Source organism: Kribbella sp. NPDC005582, from assembly GCF_040605415.1.
Classification (GTDB): Bacteria; Actinomycetota; Actinomycetes; order Propionibacteriales; family Kribbellaceae; genus Kribbella.
The window spans coordinates 191446-207577 of sequence record NZ_JBEXCU010000007.1 but is presented as its reverse complement, the minus strand read 5'-3'; the positions used below and the strand labels follow the sequence as shown (position 1 = coordinate 207577).

Here is a 16132-nt window from a genome sequence, read left to right as displayed (position 1 = left end):
GAATGGGGTTCTTCACGCGCAAGGTGGCGGACGCGTCCGGCCTCAGGCTCGACCAGGCCTGGCTCGACGACGACCTCGACGCGGCGTACGCGGCGGTCCGGCAGGGCGAGTTGTCGACCGGGCTGGCGCTGCTCAAGGTGACGCCGGCCAACACGAACCTGCGGTCGATCCGGGCGACCGGCTTGGCGAAGGCGGCGATCGGGCGGAGCGAGCAGCTGGAGCTGCGGCTGGAGGCTTATCCGAAGGATCCCGATCTGCTGTTGTGGTTCGGGCAGACGCTGGTCTTCGAGGCGTGGGCGGTGCGGACCGGGCAGCTGGCGCAGGACGTGTCGGAGCAGCGGCTCGCGATGTTCCACGACATTCTCCGTACGGCGGCCGAGGTGCTGCAGGGCGCGATCATCGCGGCCGCGGACGACGCGGTGCCGTGGGAGGTGCTGCAGTGGGCGGCCCTGGGACTGCAGGCGGAGCTCGAGGACAAGGCCGAGATCTTCCATGCCGCGCTGGTCCGCCACCCGGGCAGCTATGCGGCGCACACCGGCCGGGTTCAGGTGCTGGCGAAGAAGTGGTCCGGTCTGGAGCTCGCCGAGCTGGTCGATTTCGGCGACGCGGTGGTGGCGCGGGCGCGGCCCGGCAGCGTGCTCTGCAGCATTGCGGCCCATGTTTTCAACGAGGTCTGGCTCGAGGTCGCCTCCGACAAGGACCCGCCGCGCGTGCAGCGCATGCGGCGGTACGCGCGCGAGGTGACCGGCCGCCGGCCCGAGCTGATGGCCGCCCGCGACAAGTGGTGGAGCGACGCCCGTACGCCGGATCCCGCCGATGTCTCGGCGAACGGCGCGATGGCATTCGCGCTCAAGTGGGCGAGCGCGAAGCCGCAGGCGATGGAGCACGCCTGCGCGACCAAGGGCCGGATCGAGAGCGTGCCGTGGGGCTACGTTGGCGGCGTCAGCGGCTTCGCAGAAGCCCTCGCGAAGCAGATGGACTAAGCCTTCTCGGCGCGAAACACCATCAACCGCGACTCCGGCGTGAACGCCTCGCCGCGCCAACCGCCCAGCACCTGAACGGCAAACCCGGCCGCCTCCAACGCGTCGCTGATCTCGGTCGCCGAGCGGAAATACAGCTCGGTGCGGTAGACATCGTCGCGGCCATCGTCGTACAGGTTGTGTGCGTCGAAGACGACCCGGCCGTCGGCGACCTCGATCAGATCGAGCCACTCGGTGAGGTGGCCGACAGGAGTATCCCGTTCCCCGTACGTCGCCTCGCGCGTCCACGACTCCCAGGCTCGCGCCTCGGGGTTCCGCGACTCGAAGACCAGTACGCCGCCAGTCCGCAGCGCACCGGCCAGAGTGGTCAGCGCTGCCGGCAGATCGGGGATGTGCATGACCGAATTGCCGGTGGAGAGGGCGAGATCGACATCCCCGGTGGCCTTGATGGCGGAGTGGTCCCCGTCGATCCAGGTGACTGTGCTCGGGGTGCGGCGCGCGTAGTTCAGCATCGTCGGGCTGGGATCGACCCCGATCACCTCACGGTCGCCGACCGCCAACGTCCGGGTCAGCAGCCCGGTACCGCAGCCAAGATCGACGATCTTGCGCGCGCCGAGACTGTCGGCCAGCGCGCGGACGAAGTCGTGATCGGAACCGGAAGGGTTGTCGACGTCGTAGAGCTCGACCAGCTTCTCGTCACCATAAGGATCCACAGCGCGAACGCTAGAGAGCCCGAATCCCCACGGCAACGTGATTAGAGTGAGCCCATGGTCGATGTGAAGCCGCGCAGCCGCACAGTCACCGACGGTCTGGAAGCCACCGCCAGCCGGGGAATGCTCCGGGCGGTCGGAATGGGCGATGACGACTGGGTGAAACCGCAGGTCGGGGTGGCATCGAGCTGGAACGAGATCACCCCGTGCAACCTCTCGCTGGATCGGCTCGCGAAGGCGGTCAAGGAGGGCGTGCACGCGGCCGGTGGGTACCCGCTGGAATTCGGCACGATCAGCGTCTCCGACGGCATCTCGATGGGTCACGTCGGCATGCACTACTCGCTGGTCAGCCGCGAGATCATCGCCGACTCGGTGGAGACGGTGATGGAGGCCGAGCGTCTCGACGGCTCGGTCCTGCTGGCCGGCTGCGACAAGTCGTTGCCCGGCATGCTGATGGCGGCCGCGCGGCTCGATCTCGCGAGCGTCTTCCTGTACGCCGGTTCGATCATGCCCGGCCGGTTGGGCGACAAGGACGTCACGATCATCGACGCCTTCGAGGCCGTCGGTGCGTGCGTTCGTGGTCTGATCACGCGGGAGGAGGTCGACGCCGTCGAGCGCGCGATCTGCCCGGGCGAAGGTGCCTGCGGCGGCATGTACACGGCCAACACGATGGCCGCCTCCGCGGAAGCCCTCGGGATGTCGTTGCCTGGTTCGGCTGCGCCGCCCGCCGTGGATCGCCGTCGGGACGGCTACGCCCGGAAGTCCGGCGAGGCCGTGGTCGGCCTGCTGCAGAAGGGGATCACGGCACGCCAGATCCTCACCAAGGAAGCCTTCGAGAACGCCATCGCCGTCGTGATGGCGCTCGGCGGCTCGACGAACGCCGTACTGCATCTGCTCGCGATCGCCCGGGAGGCCGAGGTCGATCTGACGCTCGCCGACTTCAACCGGGTCGGCGACAAGGTGCCGCACCTCGGTGATCTGAAGCCGTTCGGCCGGTACGTGATGACCGACGTGGACCGCGTCGGCGGCATCCCGGTGATCATGCGCGCGCTCCTCGATGCCGGTCTGCTGCACGGCGACTGCCTGACCGTCACCGGCAAGACGATGGCCGAGAACCTCGCCGACATCGCTCCGCCCGACGTCGACGGCGCGATCATCCGAGCGCTGGACAAGCCGATCCACCCGACCGGCGGCATCACGATCCTGCACGGCACGCTCGCCCCGGAAGGCGCGGTCGTGAAGAGCGCCGGCTTCGACTCCGACGTGTTCGAGGGGACCGCGCGGGTGTTCGACGGCGAGCGGGCCGCGATGGACGCCGTACCGGAGTTGCAGCCGGGCGACGTCGTCGTCATCCGGTACGAAGGCCCGAAGGGCGGGCCGGGGATGCGCGAGATGCTGGCGGTCACCGGCGCGATCAAGGGCGCCGGCCTCGGCAAGGACGTGCTGCTGCTCACCGACGGCCGCTTCTCCGGCGGTACGACGGGCCTCTGCGTCGGTCATGTCGCCCCGGAAGCGGTCGACGGCGGACCGATCGCGTTCGTCCGCGACGGCGACCGGATCACCCTCGACGTCGCCAACCGCACCCTCGAACTCCACGTCGACCCCGAAGAATTGACCCGCCGTACCGAGGGCTGGACCCCGAAGCAACCCGCGATCACCAAGGGCGTGCTCGGCAAATACACCCGCCTCGTCCGCTCCGCCTCCGAAGGCGCCGTCTGCATCTGACCGCCGCCCGCCCCGGCAATTTGAGGGGATAACCGTTCAAGTCGCCCCTTCTCTGCTCGTTATTTCAGGGGAGAAGGGTGCAGTTGAGGGGATATCCGTTCAAATGCACCCGGGGGCGGAGGGGGTGCGGGGCGCCACGGGATGGGATGGGTGTCTCGGATGGTGGGACGGGCGGTGCCCGAACTTGACCTGGCGACGGTGCGCGGGCGAATAATGCCTACATGCGATCGATTCTCCTCGTACTTGTGCGGCGCGCCGACTGACGCGACCACTGAGTCGAGCGCGCCCCTTCAGCCAACCGGCGGAAGGGGTTTTTTGTTGCCAATGCGACTATCCGAGACCCGGACAAGCGGCGGTAACGACCACCAGCGAGGATGGATCGGTCGCGAAAAGCTAGGCCAATGAACGTGACCAGGATTGAGGGAAGGCACTCATGAGTGAGCAGCTGACCGGGGCACAGGCTCTGATCCGCGCACTGGAACATGCCGGAGTGGACACCGTCTTCGGCATCCCGGGCGGCGCGATCCTCCCGGCGTACGACCCGATGCTCGACTCGACCCAGATCCGCCACATCCTGGTACGCCACGAGCAGGGCGCCGGCCACGCGGCCCAGGGGTACGCCGCCGCCTCCGGCAAGGTGGGAGTCTGTATGGCGACCTCCGGCCCCGGCGCGACGAACCTGGTGACGCCGATCGCCGACGCCTACATGGACTCGGTCCCGCTGGTCGCGATCACCGGCCAGGTGGCCAGCGCCGCGATCGGGACCGACGCCTTCCAGGAGGCCGACATCCGCGGCATCACGATGCCGATCACCAAGCACAACTTCCTGGTCAACGACCCGAACGACATCGCCAGCACGATCGCCGAGGCGTTCCACATTGCCTCCACCGGCCGGCCCGGTCCGGTCCTGGTCGACGTGACCAAGGACGCGATGCAGGCGAAGGTCGATTTCCAGTGGCCGACCGAGCTGTCGCTGCCCGGGTACCGCCCGGTCACCCGCCCGCACCCCAAGCAGGTGCGCGAGGCGGCCCGGCTGATCGTCGCTGCCGAGAAGCCGGTTCTGTACGTCGGCGGTGGCGTCATCCGCGCGCAGGCCGAGGTGGAGCTGAAGGAGCTCGCCGAGCTGCTCGGGATCCCGGTCGTGACCACTCTGATGGCCCGCGGCGCACTGCCCGACACCCACGAGCTGCACTTCGGAATGCCGGGCATGCACGGCTCCGTCTCGGCTGTCGGCGCACTGCAGCGCTCGGACCTGCTGATCACCCTCGGCGCCCGATTCGACGACCGCGTGACCGGCAAGCTGGACTCGTTCGCCCCGGAGGCGAAGGTCATCCACGCAGACATCGACCCGGCCGAGATCGGCAAGAACCGCGTCGCCGACGTGCCGATCGTGGGTGACTGCAAAGAGGTCATCACCGACCTGCTCGCCGCGCTCCGTACCGAGATCGCGAACAGCGGCCGGACCCCGTCGTACGACACCTGGCGGCACCAGCTGGAGTCGGTGCGGGAGAAGTACCCGCTCGGGTACGACGAGCCTGAGGACGGCAGCCTGTCGCCGCAGTACGTGATCCAGCGGATCGGTCAGATCGCCGGCCCGGACACGATCTACACCGCGGGCGTCGGCCAGCACCAGATGTGGTCCGCGCACTTCCTGCCGTTCGAGAAGCCGCGGCACTGGCTGAACTCCGGCGGCCTCGGCACCATGGGGTACTCGGTGCCGGCCGCGATGGGCGCGAAGGTGGCCCGGCCGGACAAGACCGTCTGGGCGATCGACGGCGACGGCTGCTTCCAGATGACCAACCAGGAGCTCGTCACCTGTGCGCTGGAAGGCATCCCGATCAAGGTTGCCGTGATCAACAATCAGTCGCTGGGCATGGTTCGGCAGTGGCAGACGCTGTTCTACGACAAGCGCTACTCCAACACCGACCTGCACTCGACCCGGATCCCGGACTTCGCCAAGCTCGCCGAGGCGATGGGCGGCGTCGGGCTGCGCTGCTCCGACAAGGCTTCCGTGGACGCGACGATCGACAAGGCGATGTCGGTGACCGACCAGCCGGTCGTGGTCGACTTCGTCGTGCACCGCGACGCGATGGTCTGGCCGATGGTCGCCGCCGGCGTCAGCAACGACGAGATCCAGATCGCCCGCGACATGGCCCCCAAGTGGGACACCGAGGAGCTGTGATGAGCAAGCACACTCTGAGCATTCTGGTCGAGAACAAGCACGGTGTGCTGGCCCGCGTGGCCGCGCTCATCTCGCGGCGCGGGTTCAACATCGACTCGCTCGCGGTCGGTCCGACCGAGCACCCCGAGGTGTCCCGGATGACGATCGCGGTCAGCGTCGACGAGCAGCCGCTGGAGCAGATCACCAAGCAGCTGAACAAGCTGGTGAACGTGATCAAGATCGTCGAACTCGAGCCCACGCAGACGGTTCAGCGCGAACTGCTGCTGGTGAAGGTGAAGGCCGACACCCTGACCAGGGGACAGGTGCTGGAGACCGTCCAGCTGTTCCGTGCGAAGGTGGTGGACGTGGCACCGGACGCGATCACGATCGAGGCGACCGGCAATCCCGAGAAACTCGAGGCCATGCTGCGGGTGCTGGAACCGTTCGGCGTCCGCGAGCTGGTGCAGTCCGGCATGGTCGCGATCGGACGGGGCAGCCGCTCGATCTCCGACCGCACGCTCCGGCCGGTCCCGGTGCCCCCGCCGCACGTCCAGTCGGGGACCCCGACCGTGCAGGCCCAGCCCCCACAACGTCACCACCCGGTGCCGGCGCCGCCGCCGGGCCGTCCCGCAGCTCCGGCCCGCCAGGGCTGACCGCAGTACTCAGCAACTACCAAGGAGAAGGCTCCCAGTGGCAGCAGAAATGTTCTACGACGACAACGCCGACCTGTCGGTGATCCAGGGCCGTCACGTGGCCGTTCTCGGCTACGGCTCGCAGGGCCACGCGCACGCGCTCTCGCTGCGCGATTCCGGCGTCGACGTCCGCGTCGGCCTGCCTGAGGGATCGAAGAGCCGGGCGAAGGCGGAGGCCCAGGGCCTGCGCGTCGTCACCCCGGCCGAGGCGTGTGAGGAGGCCGACGTGATCGTCGTCCTCGCTCCGGACCCGGCGCAGCGCAAGCTGTACGCCGAGGCGATCGAGCCGAACCTGGTCGACGGTGACGCGCTCGTCTTCGGGCACGGTTTCAACATCCGGTTCGGCTACATCAAGCCGCCGGCCGGTGTCGACGTCTTCATGGTTGCGCCGAAGGGTCCGGGGCACCTGGTTCGTCGTGAGTACACCGAGGGCCGTGGCGTCCCGGTGCTGGTCGCGGTGGAGCAGGATGCGTCCGGCAAGGCGTGGGATCTGGCGCTGTCGTACGCCAAGGGCATCGGTGGCCTGCGGGCCGGCGGTATCAAGACCACGTTCACCGAGGAGACCGAGACCGACCTGTTCGGTGAGCAGGCCGTTCTGTGCGGTGGTGTGTCGGCGCTGATCCAGGCCGGTTTCGAGACGCTGACCGAGGCCGGCTACCAGCCCGAGGTCGCGTACTTCGAGTGCCTGCACGAGCTCAAGCTGATCGTCGACCTGATCTACGAAGGCGGTATCGCCAAGCAGCGCTGGTCGGTCTCCGACACCGCCGAGTACGGCGACTACGTGTCCGGCCCACGGATCATCGACGCGTCGGTGAAGGCCCGGATGAAGGAGGTTCTCGGTGACATCACCGACGGCACCTTCGCGGCCCGCTTCATCGCCGACCAGGACGCCGGTGCGCCGGAGTTCGCCGAGTTCCGCAAGAAGAGCGAAGAGCACCCGATCGAGGCAGTCGGCAAGGAACTGCGCGGTCTGATGGCGTGGGTCAAGTCGCACGACGACGACTACGTCGAGGGCTCGTCCGCCCGCTGATCCAGTAGTCGCGAAGGCCCGGACCGTTCAGGTGGACGGTCCGGGCCTTTCGTTTATCCCGGGCATTGCCCGTCCGAGCTGGCAGAATCGTCGGCAACGGTTCGCGCAGGGTGACGAGGAGGACGATTCGGTGGTGCACGACGGCAGGCAGGCGCCGCCGCGACCGCCCCGGCGGATCCCCGCCGGCGCGCCCCCGCTCACCCAGTTGCAGCCCGCAGTACGCCGTACTCCGCCGCCCGTGCGTCGTCCGTGGCTCTTCGGCCGCTTCCTGGCCGGTCTCGTCGTCTTCCTGCTCGTCGTGGCGGGTGGCGTCGCCGCCGGCTGGTTCATCCGCGAGGACCGGCTGTCGATCGACCCGGCCGCAACGCGCGCCGCGTATTCGCCGAGTGTCGTCCGGGTGCTCGCGACGACCTGCTCGGGGACGGGGGAGGGCACTGGCACGATCGTCGGCAACGGTCTGGTGCTGACCGCCGGAGTCGTCGTCCAAGAGCCCAAGGGCGTCGCGGTCGTGACCTCGGACGGCGCCGTACGGCGGGCCAACGTGCTCAGCTCGGGGAACGGAATCGCGCTGCTTCAGGTGATCGGCCGGATGGGTCAGCCGGCCTTGCCGCTGGCCACCGGTACGCCGGATCCGCAGGCCGAGCGTGCTCTGTTCGGCTACACGCAGTCCGCCGAACTCGTCGTACAGCAGGTTGGTTCCGCACGCAGGCCGCGGTCGCTGGGCGAGGTGATGAACTCCGCGAAGCTCGGGGGACCGGTGGTCGCCAAGTCCGGCCAGCTGGTCGGGATGGTGACCGGTACGTCGGCAGCCGACAGCCGGATCGCCCCGGTCGCGGACCTGCGCCCGTTCGTCGCCGGCGACGGCGGAGTGGCGGAGGAGGGCGGGCGTTGTGCCGAGTCACGCGGCCCGCAGGGTGCCGTCAACCCGAAGCTGCAGGTAGCGGCGACGGCACTCGCAACGCAGGCTCAGAAACTGCTCGCCAACTACCTGGTCCTGCAGAACCGGCACGACTTCGAGGGCGTCCGGAAGTTCTATTCGCCGCGCCTGCTCGGCGCCTTGTCGCCGCAGCAAGACCGGCTCAGCCACCAGACGACGTACTTCTTCGACCCCACGATCACCGAGGTCACGCAGAACGCCGACACCAGCGTGAACGTACGGGTGTCGATGGTCGCTCTGTTCGCCTCGACCGCTCATCAGGCGAACGGCCAGACCTGCAACCGGCTCGACACGCGCTACACCCTGGTCCGGTCGGGTGCCACGCTCCTGCTCGACAAGTCCAGTCAGCAGACCTCGCCCACTCCCTGTGACGGCACCTGAGGTACGATCGCTTTCAGCGGGCACAGCGCGGTGCTCTGAACCTTCACGAGCCCCTACCGCTTTCGCAGGAGACATCTCCCATGACTGATGCGACTCGTCCCGTCGTCCTGATCGCCGAAGAGCTGAGCCCGGCCACCGTCGAGGCGCTCGGACCCGATTTCGAGATCCGGCACGCGAACGGCGCGGACCGCGCCGAGCTGATCCCCGCCATCGCCGACGTCGACGCGATCCTGATCCGCAGCGCCACCAAGGTGGACGCCGAGGCGCTCGCCGCGGCGAAGAAGCTGAAGGTCGTCGCCCGGGCCGGGGTCGGCCTGGACAACGTCGACGTGAAGGCCGCCACCCAGGCGGGCGTGATGGTGGTCAACGCGCCGACCTCCAACATCGTCAGCGCCGCCGAGCTCGCGGTCGCGCTGCTGCTGGCCGCCGCGCGCCGGGTCCCGGCCGCCGACCTCTCGCTGAAGAACGGCGAGTGGAAGCGGTCGAAGTTCTCCGGTGTCGAGCTGTTCGAGAAGACCGTCGGCATCGTCGGCCTGGGCAAGATCGGCGTCCTGGTCGCGCAGCGGCTGGCCGCCTTCGGCATGAACGTGATCGCCTACGACCCGTACGTCCAGGCCGGCCGCGCCGCGCAGATGGGCGTCCGGCTCGCCTCGCTCGACGAGCTGCTGGCCGCGTCGGACTTCATCTCGGTGCACCTGCCGAAGACCCCGGAGACCATCGGCCTGATCGGTGACGAGCAGCTGCACAAGGTCAAGCCCGAGGTCATCATCGTGAACGCTGCCCGTGGCGGCATCGTCGACGAGACCGCGCTCTACTCGGCGCTGAAGGAAGGCCGCGTTGCCGCGGCCGGCCTGGACGTCTTCGCCAAGGAGCCGTGCACCGACTCGCCGCTGTTCGAGTTCGAGAACGTCGTCGCCACACCGCACCTGGGCGCGTCCACCGAGGAGGCGCAGGAGAAGGCCGGTATCGCCGTCGCGAAGTCGGTCCGGCTCGCCCTGTCGGGTGAGCTCGTCCCGGACGCGGTCAACGTCCAGGGCGGCGTCATCGCCGAGGACGTCCGGCCGGGGATCGCCCTGACCGAGAAGCTCGGCCGCATCTTCACCGCACTGGCCGGCGGCGTCGCGCAGCAGCTCGACGTCGAGGTCCGCGGCGAGATCACGCAGTACGACGTCAAGGTGCTCGAGCTGGCCGCCCTCAAGGGTGTCTTCGCCGACGTGGTCGAGGACAACGTCTCCTACGTGAACGCGCCGCTGCTCGCGGCCGAGCGGGGCCTCGAGGTCCGGCTCGTCACCGACCACGACAGCCCCGAGCACCGCAACCTGATCACGCTCCGCGGCACCCTCGCCGACGGCGCGCAGGTCTCGGTCAGCGGCACGCTGGTCGGCGTTCGGCAGTCCGAGCGGCTGGTCGAGGTCGACGGGTTCGACGTCGAGGTCGAGCTGGCCGCGCACCTGGCCTTCTTCACCTACGAGGACCGCCCGGGCATCGTCGGCCAGATCGGGCGCATCCTCGGCGACGCCGAGGTCAACATCGCCGGCATGCAGGTCAGCCGCGACCGCAAGGGCGGCAAGGCGCTGGTCGCGCTGTCGGTCGACTCGGCCGTCGCGCCGGCGCTCCTGGACGACATCGCCTCGGTCGTCCAGGCGGACACTGCCCGCACTGTGGACCTTGACGCCTGACTAACACCGATAGCTGTTTAACTGCTAGGTAGCCAGCCACCCGCAGGCGCATGGTGGCTGGCCAGGGCCCGGACCCAAGTGTCCGGGCCCGACCTATGTCTAGTGCCGAGTTGCGAGCAGTACGGCGGCGTCGGGCGCGACCATCACCTCGACGGTGGTGAACCGCGGGTCCATCAGCCACTCCTGGCGGAGCGTGTCCACGCGGCCCTCGTACATCGGCGGCCAGACGGCCGACGGCGTGAAGTCGTCCAGGACGACGAAGCCGCCGGGCTCGACCACGTCGGCGATGACGTCGCGGGCCGAGAGCTTGGCCTCGCGGGCGTCGACGAAGAGCAGTGCGAACGGGCCGCGCTCGATCAGTGCGGTCCAGTCGGCCGAGACGACCTCGATCCGCTCGTCGTCGGCGAACAGCTCAGCGACCACCTGGGCCAGCTGCGGGTCGCTCTCCGCGGTGACGATCTTGGTGCCCTCGTTCGCACCACTGCGCAGCCAGGCCGAACCGACACCGCAGCCGGTGCCGAGCTCGCCGAGCAGGCCGGTCTTGGACGCGGCCAGGCTGGCCAGCAGCCGGCCGGTCTCGTTCCTGGTGGAGCTGACGAAGCCACGCCGTCCGGAGAGGCTGAGGGCCGCGGAAACCAGCGGCGGCAGTTCTGGAGGAGCACTCACCGGTTGAGAGTTGCACAGCTCCGGTCCAGCGCCTGCACCGACATCTCACATATCGGGATCAGATGCCCGCATTGTGGCGAAATAGTCGCATGCCAGAGTAAATTCGGACCCATCCTGCCGCCCATGTCCAACCGGGGAGAGTGCAGCATGTACGACATGTATCCAGCCAACTGGCCCGCGATCGACGGCCGCGAGCGGAAGGCGGCGCGCCGTCGCCGGCCCGCCCGCCCCGCCGGTGACGAGGTCAAGGCTGTCCAAGAGGCCATGAACCGCCGCGACAACGGGGGAGAACCCAAGAAGTGAGCGACAACAAGAACTTCACGCTGGCCGTCGTTCCCGGGGACGGGATCGGACCGGAGGTCATCACCGAGGCGCTCAAGGTCCTCGATGCGGTCTCCGCGCAGTACGGCGTGACGTTCGAGCGGACCGAGTTCGACCTTGGCGCGAAGCGCTGGCACGCCACCGGTGAGACCCTGCCGGACGCCGAGCTCGAGGAGATTCGCAAGCACGATGCGATCCTGCTCGGCGCGGTCGGCGACCCGACGGTCCCGTCCGGCGTGCTCGAGCGCGGTCTGCTGCTCAAGCTGCGGTTCACCCTCGACCACTACGTGAACCTGCGCCCCTCGAAGATCTACCCGTCCGTCGGCTCCCCGCTGGCGAACCCGGGCGAGGTCGACTTCGTCGTTGTCCGCGAGGGCACCGAGGGCCCGTACGTCGGTAACGGCGGCGCGCTCCGGGTCGGTACGCCGGCCGAGATCGCGACCGAGGTTTCGGTCAACACGGCGTACGGGGTGGAGCGCGTCGTACGGGACGCGTTTGCCCGGGCCCAGGCGCGGCCGCGCAAGAAGCTCACGCTCGTGCACAAGAACAACGTGCTCGTGCACGCCGGTCACCTGTGGACCCGGACCGTGGACGCGGTGAAGGCCGACTTCCCGGACATCACCGTCGACTACCTGCACGTGGACGCGGCGACGATCTTCCTGGTCACCGACCCGGCGCGCTTCGACGTGATCGTCACCGACAACCTGTTCGGCGACATCATCACCGACCTGGCCGCGGCCATCTCCGGTGGGATCGGCCTGGCCGCCAGCGGCAACATCAACCCGGACCGGACCGCTCCGAGCATGTTCGAGCCGGTGCACGGCTCCGCGCCGGACATCGCCGGCCAGCAGAAGGCCGACCCGACCGCCGCGATCCTGTCCACCGCGCTGCTGCTGGACCACCTCGGGCTGACCGAGGCGGCCGCGGCGATCGAGGCGGCCGTCACGGCCGATATCGAGGAGCGCACGGGCAGTGTCCGGAGCACGGCGGAGATCGGTGACGCGATCGCCAAGCGCGCGGCCGGCTGAAAGGTGACTCTCGCATGACCACTCGGTCAACAGGTACGGTGCGGCTATGAGCGCCCTTGAGTTCACCGTCGAGCCGAACACCCAACCGGCCAGCGACGACCAGCGCGCCCAGATCCTGGCGAACCCGGGATTCGGGCAGTACTTCTCCGACCACATGGCGATCGCCACCTGGACGAAGAACGACGGCTGGCACGACGCACGGATCACCGCCTTCGGGCCGCTGGAGCTGTCTCCGGCGACCTCGGTGTTCCACTACGCCCAGACCATCTTCGAGGGGATGAAGGCCTACCGGCATCCCGACGACTCGATCCACATGTTCCGCCCCGAGGCCAACGCGGCCCGGTTCGCGAAGTCGGCCCGCCGGCTCGCGCTGCCGGAGCTGCCCGAGTCCGCGTTCCTGGACTCGGTCCGGCAGCTCGTGGAGCTGGACCAGGCCTGGGTGCCGAGCGGCGGTGAGACCTCGCTGTACCTGCGCCCGTTCATGTTCGGTTCGGACCCGTTCCTCGGCGTCCGCCCGTCCGCCCAGGTGACGTACTGCGTGATCGCGTCACCGGCCGGGTCGTACTTCAGCGGCGGTGTGAAGCCGGTCCGGATCTGGCTGAGCGAGGAGTACACCCGGGCAGCCCCCGGTGGTACCGGCGCGGCCAAGACCGGCGGCAACTACGCCGCGTCGCTGCTGGCCCAGGCCGAAGCGATCGAGAACGGCTGCGACCAGGTCGCCTTCCTCGACGCGGTCGAGAAGAAGTGGGTCGAAGAGCTCGGCGGGATGAACCTGTACTTCGTCCTCGACGACAACTCGGTCGTCACGCCGGAGCTGTCCGGCACCATCCTCGAGGGCGTCACCCGGGACTCGATCCTGAAGCTCGTCACCGACCTCGGCCACCCGGTCACCGAGCGGAAGATCTCGGTCGACGAGTGGCGCGAAGGCGCCGCCTCCGGCCGGATCCGCGAGGTCTTCGCCTGCGGTACCGCCGCGGTGATCACTCCCGTCGCTTCCCTCAAGTGGAAGGACGGCGAGGTCCAGGTCGCCGACGGCCAGGGCGGTCCCATCACCGCAGCCGTCCGCAGCGCCCTGCTCGACCTGCAGTACGGCCGTGCCGCCGACCCGCACAACTGGATGACCAAGGTCTGCTGAATCTCTGACCGTTGACGGCCTCCCCGGTGCTTCCGGGGAGGCCGTCGTTGCTTCACAGCAACCTCTCAGCCGCTCACGATAGGGTCGGGCGGCATGAGCAGCCTTCCGGAGGACGTGCAGGCCTACTACGCGGAGCTTGCGGAACGGCGTGACTGGTCGCCCGAGGTCGTGATCGCGGTCCGTACGACGGTTGACCTGATCCGCGACCTGGACCGGAGCACGGCACCCCGGACGTACGGCGCGGTGGCGGCGGACGATCGTACGGACTGGTTGTTCGAGGCGGTCTGGCACGAGCGCGAGTGGGTCGTCGTACGGCAGCTGGGTGTGCGCGAGGACGGCGAGGTCACGCGGTACTGGTGGCAGCGGCTCGAGGACGACGAGGGCATGCTGACCGATAAGGCGCTCGACCGGGAGGCCTGGGGACTGCGAGAGCTGTCCCGCGAGGACTTTTACGCCGCGTGGGACGATCCTGAACTATCGGCTACTCCGCAGTACTGAGTCGAGTACCGGATGTTCGTGATGCGAGACGGTCTCGTTACCTGACGGACTTTGTGTGGCAGACTGCGAATTGTCATGAACAACCACCGGGTGATTATTCCCTAGGCGCGCTCAGCAGCAGTACCTGAGCGCGCGGACCTCTCGCACCTTGCGGGGGGTTTTTTGTTTGCCCGATTTGACTCGCCAGTCCCACCGGAAGGCCTCGATCATGAGCATCTCCGACGAGTTCCACGTCTACGACACGACCCTGCGCGACGGTGCGCAGCAGGAGGGGCTCGCGCTGTCCGTGGCGGACAAGATTGCCATTGCGCAGCACCTGGACGATCTCGGCGTCGGATTCATCGAGGGTGGCTGGCCCGGCGCCGTACCGAAGGACACGGAGTTCTTCCAGCGGGCGCGCACCGAACTGGACCTGCGGAACGCGACCTTCGCCGCGTTCGGCGCGACGTGCAAGCCGACGACCGCCGCGGCCGACGACCCACAGGTCGCGGCGCTGCGCGAGTCCGGCGCCTCGGTCGTCACACTCGTTGCCAAGAGCCACGATGCGCACGTCGAGCGGGCGCTGCGGACCACTCTCGACGAGAACCTGCGGATGGTCGCCGACACCATCAAGCACCTGCGTGAGCACGGGCAGCGGGTCTTCCTCGACACCGAGCACTTCTTCGACGGGTACCGCGCGAACCGTGCGTACGCACTGGAAGTAGTACGGGTATCGGCCGAGGCCGGCGCCGATGTGGTCGCGCTCTGCGACACCAACGGCGGGACGCTGCCGCGCGAGCTGCAGGACATCGTCCGCGACGTCCTCGAGAGCACCGGCGCGCGGCTCGGCATCCACGCCCACAACGACGGCGGCTGCGCGGTCGCGAACTCGATCGCCGCCGTCGAGGCCGGCGTCACCCACGTCCAGGGCACCATCAACGGGTACGGCGAACGCACCGGCAACGCCGACCTGCTCGCGGTCGTGGCCAACCTCGAACTCAAGCGCGGAATGGAACTGCTGCCGCCGGGCAACCTGGCCGACGCGTTCCGGATCGCGCACGCGATCGCCGAAGTGACGAACGTGCCGCCGTCGACCCGGCAGCCGTACGTCGGCCTGTCCGCCTTCGCCCACAAGGCGGGGCTGCACGCCAGCGCGATCAAGGTCGACCCGGATCTCTACCAGCACACGGATCCGGCACTGGTCGGCAACGACATGCGGATGCTCGTCTCCGAGATGGCCGGCCGCGCCAGCGTCGAGCTCAAGGGTCGCGAACTCGGCTTCGACCTCGGCAACGACCGCGAACTGGTCAGCCGAGTCACCGACCGGGTCAAGGAGCTCGAGAACCGCGGCTACACCTTCGAGTCGGCCGACGCGTCCTTCTCGCTCCTGCTCACCGAGGAGGTCACCGGCCGGCGGGCGTCGTTCTTCGACGTCGAGTCGTGGCGCGTGATCACCGAGTCCCGCGCCGACGGCGAAGCAGTCTCGGAGTCGACGGTGAAGCTGGTCGCCGGGGGAGAGCGCGAGATCGTCACCGGCGAAGGCAACGGCCCGGTCAACGCCCTCGACCACGCCCTGCGCACCGCCATCGAACGCGCCTACCCGGTCGTGAACAAATTCGAGCTCGTCGACTACAAGGTCCGCATCCTCGACCAGGGCCACGGAACCGACGCGGTGATCAGAGTCCTCATCCAGACTGCCGACGGCGAAGGCTCCTGGGTCACGGTCGGCGTCGGCCACAACATCGTCGAGGCCTCCTGGGAGGCCCTCGTCGACGCCTTCACCTTCGGCCTCCTGCGCCACAAGGAGGTCGCCCGATGACCACAGTCCTCGAAGCCCCCGCCACCGTAGCCACCGTCTTCACCGCCGACGTCGTCGAAACCCGCGGCATGCTCGCCCGCATCGCCGTCCTCCTCAACCCGTACGACGTCCGCGAGCTCGCGCTGTCCCTGGAGACGCGCGAGTTGCGGATCGTTGTCGCCGGCAACGGCTTCGACGCCGGCCGCGTCGCCGCCCGCCTGGAGAAGGTCATCGGCGTCCTGGACGTCACCGTCAGCTGATCGCCCGCAGCAGACGTCGGCGATGTCCGGCTTGGCAACCCACGTTGGAATCGGGTTGTTGGGGATTGGCCTGTTGGCTCGGATAGCAGGCTGGCCCCGCTCGCGGAATCGCTGCTCGCCGGATGGTCTCATCCAGCTCGGCCATGAGCCTG

General features: G+C 68.7%; 14 protein-coding genes and 1 pseudogene. 13 read left to right on the top strand and 2 right to left on the bottom strand.

Annotation, left to right across the window (positions count from 1 at the left end):
• Positions 1–2: 2 nt before the first annotated feature.
• Positions 3–983, top strand: a complete 981-nt coding sequence (locus ABZS29_RS32775) for a hypothetical protein (protein WP_355467890.1) — start codon at positions 3–5, stop codon at positions 981–983.
• Here the strand turns inward: ABZS29_RS32775 and ABZS29_RS32770 are convergent.
• Positions 980–1693, bottom strand: a complete 714-nt coding sequence (locus ABZS29_RS32770; RefSeq protein ID WP_355467888.1) for a class I SAM-dependent methyltransferase — start codon at positions 1691–1693, stop codon at positions 980–982. The genes ABZS29_RS32775 and ABZS29_RS32770 overlap by 4 nt on opposite strands.
• 54 nt (positions 1694–1747) lie before the next feature.
• Between ABZS29_RS32770 and ilvD the strand changes: the two genes are divergently transcribed.
• The 6 genes and pseudogenes from ilvD (at position 1748) to serA (ending at position 10295) form a co-directional block, all read left to right on the top strand.
• Positions 1748–3415: a dihydroxy-acid dehydratase gene (gene ilvD / locus ABZS29_RS32765; protein ID WP_355467884.1), complete on the top strand. Its 1668-nt coding sequence runs from the start codon at positions 1748–1750 to the stop codon at positions 3413–3415.
• Positions 3416–3848: 433 nt separating this feature from the next.
• Entirely contained in the window at positions 3849–5597 is a 1749-nt protein-coding gene (locus ABZS29_RS32760) for an acetolactate synthase large subunit (RefSeq protein WP_355467883.1), read from the top strand.
• Positions 5597–6100 (top strand): annotated as a pseudogene (gene ilvN / locus ABZS29_RS32755) (acetolactate synthase small subunit); the annotation flags it as partial. The gene ABZS29_RS32760 and the pseudogene ilvN, both read left to right, overlap by 1 nt.
• A 178-nt stretch (positions 6101–6278) precedes the next feature.
• The gene (gene ilvC, locus ABZS29_RS32750) at positions 6279–7298 is read left to right on the top strand and encodes a ketol-acid reductoisomerase (RefSeq protein ID WP_355468361.1); all 1020 of its coding nucleotides are present in this window, start codon (positions 6279–6281) and stop codon (positions 7296–7298) included.
• A 133-nt stretch (positions 7299–7431) separates the two neighbouring features.
• Entirely contained in the window at positions 7432–8616 is a 1185-nt protein-coding gene (locus tag ABZS29_RS32745) for a serine protease (protein ID WP_355467881.1), read from the top strand.
• A gap of 80 nt (positions 8617–8696) precedes the next feature.
• The gene (serA, locus tag ABZS29_RS32740) at positions 8697–10295 is read left to right on the top strand and encodes a phosphoglycerate dehydrogenase (protein ID WP_355467879.1); all 1599 of its coding nucleotides are present in this window, start codon (positions 8697–8699) and stop codon (positions 10293–10295) included.
• Positions 10296–10394: 99 nt separating this feature from the next.
• Here the strand turns inward: serA and ABZS29_RS32735 are convergent, their stop codons facing one another.
• Complete coding sequence (locus ABZS29_RS32735; protein WP_355467877.1) at positions 10395–10961, bottom strand: class I SAM-dependent methyltransferase; 567 nt, start codon at positions 10959–10961, stop codon at positions 10395–10397.
• A gap of 123 nt (positions 10962–11084) precedes the next feature.
• Here ABZS29_RS32735 and ABZS29_RS32730 point away from each other — a divergent pair, with 123 nt between their 5' ends.
• From ABZS29_RS32730 to ABZS29_RS32705, 6 genes are all read left to right on the top strand, one after another.
• Positions 11085–11264 (top strand): hypothetical protein, encoded by a 180-nt coding sequence (locus ABZS29_RS32730; protein ID WP_132413808.1) that lies wholly within the window; start codon positions 11085–11087, stop codon positions 11262–11264.
• Complete coding sequence (locus ABZS29_RS32725) at positions 11261–12310, top strand: 3-isopropylmalate dehydrogenase (RefSeq protein WP_355467876.1); 1050 nt, start codon at positions 11261–11263, stop codon at positions 12308–12310. Before ABZS29_RS32730 ends, ABZS29_RS32725 begins: the two co-directional genes overlap by 4 nt.
• Positions 12311–12356: 46 nt before the next feature.
• A complete protein-coding gene (locus ABZS29_RS32720) occupies positions 12357–13445 on the top strand; it encodes a branched-chain amino acid aminotransferase (RefSeq protein WP_355467874.1) in 1089 nt (362 codons plus the stop codon).
• 93 nt (positions 13446–13538) lie between these two features.
• Positions 13539–13943 (top strand): hypothetical protein, encoded by a 405-nt coding sequence (locus ABZS29_RS32715; protein ID WP_355467872.1) that lies wholly within the window; start codon positions 13539–13541, stop codon positions 13941–13943.
• Positions 13944–14151: 208 nt separating this feature from the next.
• A complete protein-coding gene (gene cimA, locus ABZS29_RS32710) occupies positions 14152–15741 on the top strand; it encodes a citramalate synthase (protein ID WP_355467870.1) in 1590 nt (529 codons plus the stop codon).
• A complete protein-coding gene (locus tag ABZS29_RS32705; protein WP_355467868.1) occupies positions 15738–15980 on the top strand; it encodes a hypothetical protein in 243 nt (80 codons plus the stop codon). Before cimA ends, ABZS29_RS32705 begins: the two co-directional genes overlap by 4 nt.
• The last annotated feature ends 152 nt before the right edge of the window (positions 15981–16132 follow it).